7 protein-coding genes and 1 tRNA gene are annotated in these 12950 nt (G+C 71.9%); 7 read left to right on the plus strand and 1 reads right to left on the minus strand.

Going from position 1 to position 12950, the window contains the following annotated elements; translation table 11 throughout:
* Positions 1-132: 132 nt before the first annotated feature.
* From trpB to ACH9EU_RS09995, 7 genes are all read left to right on the plus strand, one after another.
* The gene (trpB, locus tag ACH9EU_RS09965; protein WP_396413776.1) at positions 133-2259 is read left to right on the plus strand and encodes a tryptophan synthase subunit beta; all 2127 of its coding nucleotides are present in this window, start codon (positions 133-135) and stop codon (positions 2257-2259) included.
* A complete protein-coding gene (trpA, locus tag ACH9EU_RS09970) occupies positions 2256-3110 on the plus strand; it encodes a tryptophan synthase subunit alpha (protein ID WP_396413777.1) in 855 nt (284 codons plus the stop codon). The genes trpB and trpA overlap by 4 nt, the downstream gene beginning before the upstream one ends.
* A 72-nt stretch (positions 3111-3182) precedes the next feature.
* On the plus strand, positions 3183-4070 hold the full coding sequence (lgt, locus tag ACH9EU_RS09975) for a prolipoprotein diacylglyceryl transferase (RefSeq protein WP_396413778.1): 888 nt from the start codon (positions 3183-3185) through the stop codon (positions 4068-4070).
* Positions 4071-4374: 304 nt separating this feature from the next.
* Positions 4375-9045 carry a glutamate synthase large subunit gene (gene gltB / locus ACH9EU_RS09980; RefSeq protein ID WP_396413779.1) on the plus strand — a complete coding sequence of 1557 codons (4671 nt, stop codon included), beginning with the start codon at positions 4375-4377 and terminating at the stop codon, positions 9043-9045.
* Positions 9038-10501 (plus strand): glutamate synthase subunit beta, encoded by a 1464-nt coding sequence (locus ACH9EU_RS09985; RefSeq protein WP_396413780.1) that lies wholly within the window; start codon positions 9038-9040, stop codon positions 10499-10501. The genes gltB and ACH9EU_RS09985 overlap by 8 nt, the downstream gene beginning before the upstream one ends.
* A 169-nt stretch (positions 10502-10670) precedes the next feature.
* Positions 10671-12149: a pyruvate kinase gene (pyk, locus tag ACH9EU_RS09990; protein WP_396413781.1), complete on the plus strand. Its 1479-nt coding sequence runs from the start codon at positions 10671-10673 to the stop codon at positions 12147-12149.
* A 5-nt stretch (positions 12150-12154) separates the two neighbouring features.
* Complete coding sequence (locus tag ACH9EU_RS09995; RefSeq protein ID WP_396413782.1) at positions 12155-12601, plus strand: hotdog fold thioesterase; 447 nt, start codon at positions 12155-12157, stop codon at positions 12599-12601.
* A 36-nt stretch (positions 12602-12637) separates the two neighbouring features.
* Here ACH9EU_RS09995 and ACH9EU_RS10000 read toward each other — a convergent pair.
* Positions 12638-12720, minus strand: a tRNA-Leu gene (locus tag ACH9EU_RS10000).
* Positions 12721-12950 lie beyond the last annotated feature (230 nt).

Raw genomic sequence — 12950 nt, forward strand, 5'->3', positions numbered from 1 at the left:
GGAGCCGGCCCACGGGGTGCCGCACCCCGCCGGTGGCCGGCCCGGACGGGACCCGGACACCGCTCCGGCACGGGCGGGCGCGGACCGCAGCACGCACCAGGGCGGCCGTGGCCGCCGAGAGGACAGGAAAGCATGTCGCAACACAGCACCGGGACGGTCCTGGACGCCATCATCGAGGGCGTCCGCGAGGACATGGCGGCCCGCCGGGAGCAGGTCGGTCTCGACGAGCTCCGCCGGCTGGCCGCCGGCCGGGCCCCGGCGCTGGACGCCGAGGCGGCCCTGCGCGGGCCCAGCGAGGACGCCGTGCAGGTGATCGCCGAGGTCAAGCGCTCGAGCCCCTCCAAGGGAGCCCTCGCCCCGATCGACGACCCCGCACGCCTGGCCGCGACCTACGAGCGCGGGGGCGCCTCCGTCATCTCCGTGCTCACGGAGCAGCGCCGCTTCAACGGCTCGCTGGCCGACCTCGACGCCGTGCGCGCGGCCGTGGGCGTTCCCGTGCTGCGCAAGGACTTCACCGTCGACGAGTACCAGATCTGGGAGGCCCGCGCGCACGGGGCGGACCTCGTCCTGCTCATCGTGGCCGCCCTCACGGACGAGCAGCTGCGCCGGTTCCTCGACCTCACCCACGAGCTGGGCATGCACGCCCTCGTGGAGACGCACACGCCCGAGGAGATCGACCGGGCGGTCGCCGTGGGCGCCCGCATCGTGGGCGTGAACGTCCGCAACCTCAAGACCCTCGACCTCGACGTCGACACGTTCGCCCGTCTGGCCGCCCGGCTCCCGGAGGGCGCCGTGGCCGTCGCCGAGTCCGGGGTGGAGGGCGAGGAGCAGATCGAGCTCTACGCCTCCCACGGGGCCAAGGCCGTGCTGGTCGGCGAGGCGCTCGTGCGCAGCGCCGACGCCGAGGCCACCATCAGGGGATTCCGCACCGCGGGAGCGGCCGCGCGCCTGCGCCGGCACGCCCCGGAAGCCGAGGCCAGGGACGCCGCCGCGCGGGCCGCGTCCCTGCGCGAGGCCCCCGGCCCCTACTTCGGCGACTTCGGCGGTCGCTGGATGCCCGAGTCCCTCATCGCCGCGCTCGACGAGCTCACGGACGTGTTCGAGAAGGCCAAGTCCGACCCCACGTTCACGGAGGAGTTCCAGCGGCTCTCCCGCGACTACTCGGGGCGGCCCTCCCTGCTCACCGAGGCCCGGCGCTTCGGGGCCGAGGCCGGTTGCCGCGTGCTCCTCAAGCGCGAGGACCTCAACCACACCGGCTCGCACAAGATCAACAACGTGCTCGGCCAGGCCCTGCTCGCCCGGCGGATGGGCAAGACCCGCCTGATCGCCGAGACCGGCGCGGGCCAGCACGGCGTCGCCTCCGCCACCGCGGCCGCGCTGTTCGGCATGGAGTGCGTGATCTACATGGGCGAGGAGGACACCCGCCGCCAGGCCCTCAACGTGGCGCGCATGGAGCTGCTGGGCGCCACGGTGGTCCCCGTGACCAACGGCTCGCGCACCCTCAAGGACGCGATCAACGAGGCGCTGCGGGACTGGGTCGCCTCCGTGGAGCACACCCACTACCTGCTGGGCACCGCGGCCGGGCCCTACCCCTTCCCCGCGATGGTGCGCTACTTCCACGAGCAGATCGGCGAGGAGGCCCGCGAGCAGGTGCTCCGGATGACCGGACGCCTGCCGGACGCCGTGGCGGCCTGCGTGGGCGGGGGCTCCAACGCCATCGGCATCTTCCACGGCTTCCTGGACGACCCCTCGGTGGAGCTCTACGGCCTGGAGGCCGGCGGGGACGGCGTGGAGACCGGCCGGCACGCGGCCACCATCACCCTCGGCCGGCCCGGCGTGCTGCACGGGGCCAAGACGTACCTGATGCAGGACGAGGACGGGCAGACGCTCGAGTCGCACTCGATCTCGGCGGGTCTCGACTACCCGGCGGTCGGCCCGGAGCACTCCTACCTGCACGACATCGGGCGGGCCCGCTACGAGGCGATCACCGACGGCGAGGCGATGCAGGCCTTCAAGCTGCTGTGCCGCACGGAGGGCATCATCCCCGCGATCGAGACCTCCCACGCCCTGGCCGGTGCGCTGAAGATCGGCCGCCGCTGGGTCGAGGAGCTCGGGGCGGAGGCCGCCGCCGAGAAGGTCGTCGTCGTCTCCCTGTCCGGGCGCGGTGACAAGGACGTGGCCACGGCCGCGGAATGGTTCGGGATGCTCCCGGACGACAGCGCCGAGGCAGAGCTCGGCGAGAAGGGCGAGCGACTGTGAGCACCACCTCCCACGACACCGCGGGGCCCGACCTCGCGTCCCGCCTCCTGCCCGAGGGGCTCCGCCCCGACCCCGGCTCCCCGCTGGCCGCCCGTCTCACGCACTGCCGCGAGCAGGGCCGCCCGGCGCTGGTGGGCTACCTGCCCGCAGGGTTCCCGACCGTCGAGGAGTCGATCGAGGCGGCCGTGGCGCTGGGCACCAACGGCGCGGACGTCATCGAGATCGGCATCCCGTACTCGGACCCGGTGATGGACGGGCCCGTGATCCAGCACGCGACGACGACGGCCCTCGCCCGCGGCTTCCGCGTGGCGGACGTCTTCCGGGTCGTCCGCGCCGTCGCCGAGCGCACGGACGCCGTGCCCGTGGTGATGACCTACTGGAACCCGGTCCTGCAGATGGGGGTGGACACCTTCGCGCGGCGGCTCGCCGAGGCCGGGGGAGCGGGCATCATCACCCCGGACCTGATCCCCGACGAGGCCGCCGAATGGTTCACGGCCTCGCAGGCCCACGGCCTGGACCGCATCTTCCTCGTGGCGCCCTCCTCGTCCCGGGAGCGGATGGACCTCGTGGTGAAGGCCGCCAGCGGCTTCGTCTACGCCGTCTCCGTGATGGGCGTGACCGGGACCAGGGACGCCGTCTCCGACGTCGCCGAGCGGCTCGTGGCCGACGTCCGGGCCGCGGGCGCGCAGCACGTGTGCGTCGGCCTGGGCGTCTCCCGCCGTGAGCACGTCGAGGAGATCGGTGCCTACGCCGACGGCGTCATCGTGGGCACCGCCCTGGTGCAGGCACTCGCCGACGGAGGCCCCGAGGCCGTGGGCGCGCTCGCGCGCGACCTGGCGGGCCGCTCCTGATAGCGTGACGGGTCGGACGGCGCCTCCCGGCTCCGTGCGCCCTTCCCACCCACGAGCCGAGGCCCCCACCGCATGCTGCTGAGCGCCGCGTCCCCCGTCCCCGCGTCCCTGGGCGTCCTGGCCCACCGGGGCATCCCGTCACCGGACTGGTCCGGTTTCTCGGTCGGACCGCTGACCGTCCACGCCTACGCCCTGTGCATCCTCGCGGGGATCGCCGCCGCCCTGTGGCTGACGACCCGGCGCTGGGCCGCGCGCGGGCACGACCCGGAGATCGTCTGGGACGTCGTCATGTGGGCCGTGCCCGCGGGCATCGTGGGCGCGCGGGCCTACCACGTGCTCGTCACCGACCCGGGCGGGTACTTCGGGCCGGGCGCGGACCCCGTGGACGCCCTGCGGATCTGGGAGGGAGGTCTCGGCATCATGGGCGCCGTGGCCTTCGGCGCTCTGGCCGCCTGGTGGGTGCTCCGCCGGCACGGGATCCCGCTGGCCGTGTTCGCGGACGCCGCCGCCCCCGGCCTGCTCCTCGCCCAGGCGATCGGGCGCTGGGGCAACTGGTTCAACCAGGAGCTCTTCGGCCGCCCCACCACCCTGCCCTGGGGGCTGGAGATCGACCCCGGCAACCCGAACTTCCCCGGCGGGCTGCCCGCGGACACGCTCTTCCACCCGACCTTCCTCTACGAGTCCCTGTGGAACCTGCTCGGCGTGGTCCTGCTGATCTGGCTGGACCGGCGGTTCCGTCTCGACGGCGGCCGGCTGTTCGCGGTCTACCTGGTGCACTACGGCATCGGCCGCATGCTCATCGAGCTGTTCCTGCGCATCGACCCGTCCCTGATGGTCCTGGGGCTGCGCGTGCACGTGTGGACCTCCCTGGCGCTGGTGCTGCTGGGCGTGGCGCTGTTCGCCGCCGGAACGGCCCGGCGCCGCGCGGCCGGCGGCGCCCCGGCGGCCGTTCGTGACTGAGCTCTCAGGCCCCTCCCGGGACCTCCGGGTGTGCGCCGAGTTTTCCGGCTTGTAACATCGAAGTGCTAGATTCTTTTGGCGCATGACCGGAGAACGCGTGAACCACGGTCTCCGTCCGTGCGCGTGCCACGATCGTCCATCGTCGGACATTCTTGGAACGGGGCCTTTCGGCCGTCCGGCACCTCGACGATCACGTCAGAGGGGGAACGGGTGGCAGATCACGATCCGGCGGCATCTCCCGACCGGGGCTCTGCCGCGGAGGCCGCGCCTGTTGACCGCATCTCATGGTGAGGAGACGTCTGTCATGACTTCTACCCCCGCCGGCACCCCCGGTGACAATTCCGCTCAGGACGGCACGGACCCGCGTCCGTCCGTTCCCGCAGAGACCGCCGAGGAACAGGCGAAGTCCCCGTTCGAGCAGTTCTCGAACGCGCCCGAGGAGCAGGGCCTCTACCACCCGGACGAGGAGAAGGACGCCTGCGGCCTGGCCGTGGTCGCGACCCTCAACGGCACGCCGAACCACGAGATCGTCGACGCCGCGCTCACGGCGCTGCGCAATCTCGAGCACCGCGGCGCCGTGGGCGGGGACGAGGGCACCGGTGACGGAGCGGGTCTGCTGACCCAGCTGCCCCACGACTTCTTCGGCTCCGTCGTCGACTTCGAGCTCCCGGCTCCCGGCGGCTACGCCGTGGGCATCGCGTTCCTGCCGCACGGCGGCCGGGACGCCGACCGGGTGCAGGCCGCCCTCGAGGAGATCGCGCGCGCCGAGGACCTGCAGGTGCTCGGCTGGCGCCCCGTCCCGGTCGTCGAGTCCGTGGTCGGCAAGTCCGCGCTGGAGGTCATGCCCTACTTCGTGCAGCTGTTCCTGGCCGAGACGGACCCGCGGCCCGGGGACGAGGACGCGCGCCGGCGCCTGGACCAGAAGGCGTTCCGGCTGCGCAAGCGCGCCCAGAACAAGGCCGGCGTGTACTTCCCGTCGCTGTCCTCCCGCACGATCGTGTACAAGGGCATGCTCACCACCCAGCAGCTCGAGCCCTTCTACCCGGACCTCTCCGACGAGCGATTCACCACCGAGCTGGCGGTCGTGCACTCCCGCTTCTCGACCAACACCTTCCCCTCGTGGCCCCTGGCCCAGCCCATGCGGACCCTCGCGCACAACGGCGAGATCAACACGGTCAAGGGCAACCGGAACTGGATGCGCGCCCGTCAGTCGCAGCTGAAGTCCCCGCTGCTCGGGCGCAACCCCGAGGAGCTGTTCCCCATCTGCACGGAGGGCGCCTCCGACTCGCAGTCCCTCGACGAGGTCGCGGAGCTGCTCGTGCTCTCCGGGCGACCCGTCACCCAGGCCATGATGATGATGATCCCGGAGGCCTGGGAGAACCACGAGACCATGGACCCCTCGCTCAAGGCGTTCTACCGGTACCACGCCTCCTTCATGGAGCCGTGGGACGGGCCGGCGGCCGTCGCGTTCACCGACGGGGTGCAGGTCGGCTCGCTGCTGGACCGCAACGGGCTGCGCCCGGGACGCTTCTGGGTCACCGAGGACGGGCTCGTGATCTTCGCCTCGGAGGTCGGCGTCGTCGACGTCGGGGACCGCAAGGTCGTCCGGAAGGGCCGCGTGTCCCCGGGCACCATGTTCCTCGTGGACACCGCCCAGGGGCGGATCGTCGAGGACGCCGAGATCAAGGCGGAGGTCGCCGGCGCGCAGCCCTGGGCGGAGTGGGCCGAGAGCAACATCATCAACATCAAGGACCTGCCCGAGCGCGAGCACATGGTCCACCCCCGCTCCTCCGTCACCCTGCGGCAGAAGACCTTCGGGTACACGCAGGAAGAGCTGAAGATGATCGTCGGCCCGATGGCGGCCAAGGGCGCCGAGCCGATCTACGCGATGGGCACCGACACCCCGATCGCGGTGCTCTCCGACCGGCAGCGGACCCTGTTCGACTACTTCGTGCAGTCCTTCGCCCAGGTCACCAACCCGCCGCTGGACGCCATCCGCGAGGAGCTCGTCACGAGCCTGCGCGGTTCCGTGGGACCCTCCGGCAACCTGCTGACCACCGAGCGCGTGCGCACCCGCCAGGTCTCGCTCCACTTCCCCGTCATCAACAACGACCAGCTGGACCAGTTCCTGCACATCGAGGGCGAGGACGGGATGCCCGCCGCGCTCAAGGTGCGCGGCCTGTACCGGCCGGACGGCGGGGAGGAGTCCCTGCGCGCCCGGATCGCGGAGATCTGCGAGAAGGTCTCCGCGGCCGTGGCCCGCGGCGTGGAGTACGTCATCGTCTCCGACCGCGACTCCAACGCCGCGTGGGCGCCCATCCCGTCCCTGCTGCTCACCTCGGCCGTCCACCACCACCTGCTCCGCTCGGCGACCCGCACCAAGGTGGCGCTGATCGTGGAGGCCGGCGACGTGCGCGAGGTCCACCACGTGGCCCTGCTCATCGGCTACGGCGCGTCCGCGGTGAACCCGTACCTGGCCATGGAATCCGCCGAGGAGCTCGTGCGCTCCGGCGACATCACGGGGCTGACCACCGAGCACGCGGTGCAGAACCTCATCAAGTCGCTCGGCAAGGGCGTGCAGAAGATCATGTCCAAGATGGGCATCTCCACGGTGTCCTCCTACTGCGGCGCCCAGGTCTTCGAGGCCCTCGGGCTGTCCCAGGAGCTCGTGGACGACTACTTCGCGGGCACCCACACGCAGATCGGCGGCGTCGGGCTCGACGTGATCGCCGAGGAGACCGCGGTCCGCCACCGCCGGGCCTACCCCGAGGACGGCGTGACCGAGCCCTACCGCGCCCTGGAGACCGGCGGCGAGTACGACTGGCGACGGGAGGGCCCGCCGCACCTGTTCAACCCGCAGACGGTGTTCCGCCTGCAGCACGCGACGCGCTCCGGCCGCTACGACATCTTCAAGTCCTACACCAAGCTCGTGGACGACCAGACGAAGAAGCTGCTGACCCTGCGCGGGCTGCTCGGCTTCGCCTCGGACCGCACCCCGGTGCCGCTGGAGGAGGTCGAGCCGGTCAGCGAGATCGTCAAGCGCTTCCAGACGGGTGCGATGAGCTACGGCTCGATCTCGAAGGAGGCCCACGAGACCCTCGCCATCGCCATGAACCGGCTCGGCGGGAAGTCCAACACGGGAGAGGGCGGCGAGGACGTCGACCGGCTGCTGGACCCGAGCCGGCGCTCGGCCATCAAGCAGGTGGCCTCCGGGCGCTTCGGCGTGACGAGCCTGTACCTCACCAACGCCGAAGACATCCAGATCAAGATGGCCCAGGGCGCGAAGCCGGGCGAGGGCGGGCAGCTCATGGCCCAGAAGCTCTACCCCTGGATCGCCCAGACCCGCCACTCCACCCCCGGCGTGTCCCTGATCTCACCGCCGCCGCACCACGACATCTACTCGATCGAGGACCTGGCGCAGCTGATCTACGACCTCAAGCGGGCCAACACCTCGGCGCGCGTGCACGTCAAGCTCGTCTCCGAGATCGGCATCGGCACCGTGGCCGCCGGCGTGACCAAGGCCAAGGCCGACGTCGTGCTCGTCTCCGGCCACGACGGCGGCACCGGTGCGGCGCCGCTGAACTCGCTCAAGCACGCGGGCGCCCCGTGGGAGCTCGGCCTGGCGGAGACCCAGCAGACGCTCATGCTCAACGGCCTGCGGGACCGGGTGGTCGTGCAGGCGGACGGGCAGATGAAGACCGGCCGCGACGTGATGGTGGCCGCGCTGCTCGGGGCGGAGGAGTTCGGCTTCGCCACGGCCCCGCTGATCGTCGAGGGCTGCATCATGATGCGCAAGTGCCACCTGGACACCTGCCCGGTGGGCGTGGCCACGCAGAACCCCGACCTGCGCAAGAGGTTCACGGGGCGGGCCGAGCACGTGATCAACTTCTTCGAGTTCATCGCGGAGGAGGTCCGGGAGTACCTGGCCCAGCTGGGCTTCCGCTCCCTCGAGGAGGCCGTCGGGCACGCCGAGGTCCTCGAGACCCGGGCGGCGATCGACCACTGGAAGGCGCACGGGCTCGACCTCTCGCCGATGCTGCACTCCACGGTCCTCGAGCACCGTGGGGCCGAGGTGCGCAACACCCGCGGCCAGGACCACGAGCTGGACCAGCACTTCGACAACGAGCTGATCAGCCTCTCCCGGGCCGCCCTGGAGAAGCGGGAGCCGGTACGGATCCAGAAGACCGTCATCAACACGGACCGCGCGGTCGGCACGATGCTCGGGCACGAGGTGACGAAGACCTTCGGCACGGACGAGCTGGCCCCGGACACCATCGACGTGACCCTGACCGGTCAGGCCGGCCAGTCCCTCGGCGCGTTCATCCCCCAGGGCATCACCCTGCGCCTCGAGGGGGACGCCAACGACTACACCGGCAAGGGCCTCTCGGGCGGGCGGATCATCGTGCGCCCCGAGCGGGACGCGGTCTTCGAGGCCTCCGAGAACGTCATCGCCGGCAACGTCATCGGCTACGGCGCGACCGGCGGGGAGATCTTCCTGCGCGGCACCGTGGGCGAGCGCTTCCTGGTCCGCAACTCGGGCGCGACCGCGGTCGTCGAGGGGATCGGCGACCACGGCTGCGAGTACATGACGGGCGGGACCGCGCTGGTGCTCGGGCGGACCGGGCGCAACTTCGGCGCCGGCATGTCCGGGGGCGTCGCCTACGTCATCGACCTCGCCGCGACCTCGGTCAACAAGCAGGCGCGGGACAGCGGCGAGCTGCAGCTGCTCCCGCTGGACCAGGCGGACGCCGAGACGGTGCTCGCCCTCATCACGAAGCACGGCGAGGAAACCGGTTCCGAGCTCGCGGACCGGCTGCTGGCCGACCCCGTGGCGACCCTCGGGCGCTTCACCAAGGTCCTGCCGCGCGACTACGCGGCCGTGCAGGGCATCCGCGAAGAGGCCATCACCCAGGGGCGGGACCCCGACGGCGACGAGGCCTGGCACAAGATCCTGGAGGTGACGACCCGTGGCTGACCCGCGCGGCTTCATGAAGGTGACCGAACGCGTCGACCGCCCGAAGCGGCCGGTGCCCGTCCGGATCATGGACTGGAAGGAGGTCCAGGAGCGCCAGGACCGCGGCGTGCTGCAGAAGCAGGCCAGCCGGTGCATGGACTGCGGGATCCCCTTCTGCCACGAGGGCTGCCCGCTGGGCAACCTCATCCCGGAGTGGAACGACCTCGTGTGGCGTGGTCTCGACCCGGAGGCCGTGGAGCGCATGCACGCGACCAACAACTTCCCGGAGTTCACGGGGCGCGTGTGCCCGGCGCCGTGCGAGTCCTCGTGCGTGCTGGGCATCAACCAGCCGCCGGTGACCATCAAGCAGCTCGAGTACGAGATCGGCGAGATGGGCTTCGACGAGGGCATCGTCAAGCCGTACGTCCCGCAGCGGCTGGTCGGCAGGACCGTGGCGGTCGTGGGCTCCGGACCCGCCGGACTGGCGGTGGCCCAGCAGCTGACCCAGGCCGGCTTCACGGTCGCCGTCTACGAGCGCGACGACCGGATCGGCGGACTCCTGCGCTACGGCATCCCCGACTTCAAGATGGAGAAGGAGGTCCTCGACCGCCGGCTGGACGTCATGCGGGCCGAGGGCACCCGGTTCCGGCCCGGTGTGGAGATCGGCAAGGACATCACCTGGGACCAGCTCAAGCGCCGGTACGACGCCGTCGTGGTCGCGACCGGCGCCACCCGGCCCCGCGACCTGAACATCCCGGGCCGCGACCTCGAGGGTGTGCACTTCGCGATGGACTATCTCGTGCAGTCCAACCGGGTCGTGGCCGGAGACCGGGTCGAGAACCAGATCTCGGCGCGGGGCAAGAACGTCATCGTCCTGGGCGGCGGCGACACCGGCTCCGACTGCATCGGCACGGCCAACCGCCAGGGTGCGGCCTCCATCACCTCGCTGGCGATCGGGCGCAAGCCGCCGGCCGACCGCTCGGACGCCGACCCGTGGCCCATGATGCCGAAGGTCTTCGAGGTCTCGACCTCCCACGAGGAGGGCGGTGAGCGCTCCTACATGGCCTCCACCGTCGAGTTCGTCGGGGAGAACGGCAAGCTCACCGGCCTGCGGGTCGCCGAGACCGCGTACCTCCCCGACGGCCGCCGCGCCCCGAAGGAGGGCACCGAGCGGGTGATCCCGGCGGACCTCGTGTTCCTGGCGCTGGGCTTCACGGGCAACGAGTCCGAGGAGATCACCGAGCAGATCAGCGCGGAGCTGGACGGGCGGACCAACGTGGCTCGCGACGACCGGTACATGACCAACGTGGAGGGCGTGTTCTCCTGCGGCGACGCCGGCCGCGGCCAGTCGCTGGTCGTCTGGGCGATCGCGGAGGGCCGCGCCTGCGCGGCGGCCGTGGAGGAGTTCCTCCTCGGCTCGACGCGCCTGCCCGCACCGGTGGCGCCGACCGACCGCGCGATCGACCTGAACCTCTAGGGGCACCGCCTCCGGCGCACGGCGTTGGTAGGCTGGACGGGACCTCTCCGCTCCGGGGAGGGACGCCCAGGCGGAGCGGCCGGGAGTACAGCCGCGCCCGTGCGGCGTCCCGGCATTTCCTCTTGCGCGTCCTCCCGCGGTCGCACCCCACAACCCCAAGGCGGTATCCATGCGACGAGCCAAAATCGTGGCCACGATCGGCCCGGCCATCTCCTCCTACGAGACCCTCTCCCAGGCGATCCGTTCCGGCATGAACGTGGCCCGGCTGAACATGAGCCACGGCGACCACTCGGTGCACGACAGCTCCTACGAGAACCTGCGGCGGGCCTCCGCCGACACCGGGCACACGGTCGCGATCCTCGCCGACCTCCAGGGCCCCAAGATCCGGCTCGGCCGGTTCGCCGACGGCCCGCACGAACTGGCCCCCGGCGACGTCTTCGCCATCACCGTCGAGGACGTGGAGGGCACCCGCGAGCTGTGCTCCACGACCCACAAGGGCCTCCCGGGCGACGTGAACGTCGGGGACCCCCTGCTCATCGACGACGGCAAGGTCGCCCTGCGCGCCACCGAGGTCACGGCCACGACCGTGATCACCGAGGTGGTCGTGGGCGGGTCGGTGTCCAACAACAAGGGCATCAACCTCCCGGGCGTGGCCGTGAGCGTCCCGGCGCTGTCCGAGAAGGACGAGGACGACCTCCGCTGGGCCCTGCGCCGCGGCGTCGACCTCGTCGCCCTGTCCTTCGTGCGCGACGCCAAGGACATCGACCGGGTGCACGAGATCATGGACGAGGAGGACCGGCGCCTGCCCGTGATCGCCAAGATCGAGAAGCCGCAGGCCGTGGACTCCCTGCACGAGATCATCGACGCGTTCGACGGCATCATGGTGGCCCGCGGCGACCTGGGGGTGGAGCTGCCGCTGGAGCAGGTGCCGATCGTGCAGAAGCGCGCCATCGAGCTCGCCCGGCGCTGGGCCAAGCCCGTCATCGTGGCCACCCAGGTCCTCGAGTCCATGATCGACAACCCGCGGCCCACCCGGGCCGAGGCCTCCGACTGCGCCAACGCGGTCCTGGACGGCGCGGACGCGGTCATGCTCTCCGGGGAGACCTCGGTCGGGAAGTACCCCATCGAGACCATCGAGACCATGGCCCGGATCATCGAGGCCACCGAGTCCCAGGCCCTCGAGCGCGTCCCCGGCCTGGGCACGGAGCCGCGCACCCGCGGCGGCGCCGTCACGCGGGCGGCCGTCACCATCGCCCGCCAGCTCGACGTGAGCTACATCTGCACCTTCACGCAGTCCGGGGACTCCGCCCGCCGGCTCTCCCGGCTGCGCCCGGCCCACCCCATCCTGGCCTTCACTCCCGAGCCCCTGGTCACGGCGCTGATGTCCCTGCTGTGGGGCGTCCAGCCCATCCACGTGGCGAAGGTCAACCACACCGACGACATGACCAAGCAGGTGGACCGCCACCTGCAGGAGCAGGGCCTGGCCGGCAAGGACGACCTCGTGGTGATCTGCGCCGGCTCGCCCCCCGGCGTCGCCGGGACCACGAACCTCGTCAAGGTGCACCGGGTGGGCGACCTCGCCGACGCCGGAGAGCTGATCGACAGCAGGCGCCGCCGCGAGCACGTCGGGCCGTGGCGGGAGGCCTGACCGGCATGAGCCCGGAGGAGCACTCGCGGGACCTGCTGGAGCACGGCGTCCCCGAGGAGCTGCACGCCGCCTTTCCCGGCCACGGGATCGGCGGGCTCGCCCGGGCGATGGGCATCCGGTTCACGGAGCTCACGCCCGGGCGTGCCGTGGCGACCATGCCCGTGGAGCCGAACACCCAGCCCGGCGGGATCCTCCACGGGGGAGCGCACTGCGTGCTGGCGGAGACGCTCGCGTCCACGGCCGCGAGCGTGCACGCGGGGCCGGGGCGCTACGCGGTGGGCGTCGACGTCAACGCGACGCACCAGCGGGGGGTCGCCACCGGGACGGTGACCGGGACCTGCACGGCGCTGCACCTGGGCGGGACGCTCACGGTGCACGAGGTCGTGATCACGGACGGCGGCGGGCGGCGCCTGTCCACGGCCCGCGTCACCAACCTGGTGCGGGAGCGCTGAGGGACGACAGAACCCCGGACCTGTGGTCCGGGGTCGTGGTGCCCAAGGTGGGACTCGAACCCACACTCCGAGGAACCGCATTTTGAGTGCGGCGCGTCTGCCAATTCCGCCACTTGGGCCGACGGTCGCAGTCCGCGCGGCCCCGACGGGGCCGCTCCTGCGCTCGACCACTCTACAACAGTTATAGTTTGGGGCTGACCGGACGCTTCGCGGGGCCACGGGCCCCGTTCCGCCGGTCCCCTCGCGCCGACCACGGCGGCGGGCCGACGCAGCAGCAGGCAACACCAGCAGGCAGAACCAGCAGGCAACACCAGCAGGCAAGGAGTCAGCGTGACGGAGCAGCCGAACC

The sequence above is a fragment of the Kocuria rhizosphaerae genome, assembly GCF_044462265.1.
Taxonomy (GTDB): Bacteria; Actinomycetota; Actinomycetes; order Actinomycetales; family Micrococcaceae; genus Kocuria; species Kocuria rhizosphaerae.

Bases quoted from the DNA above. Each gene is read 5' to 3' on its own strand.
- ACH9EU_RS09995 (WP_396413782.1), top strand. From the start codon at position 12,155: ATGAGCCCGGAGGAGCACTCGCGGGACCTGCTGGAGCACGGCGTCCCC.
- lgt (WP_396413778.1), top strand. From the start codon at position 3,183: ATGCTGCTGAGCGCCGCGTCCCCCGTCCCCGCGTCCCTGGGCGTCCTG.
- gltB (WP_396413779.1), top strand. From the start codon at position 4,375: ATGACTTCTACCCCCGCCGGCACCCCCGGTGACAATTCCGCTCAGGAC.
- pyk (WP_396413781.1), top strand. From the start codon at position 10,671: ATGCGACGAGCCAAAATCGTGGCCACGATCGGCCCGGCCATCTCCTCC.
- trpB (WP_396413776.1), top strand. From the start codon at position 133: ATGTCGCAACACAGCACCGGGACGGTCCTGGACGCCATCATCGAGGGC.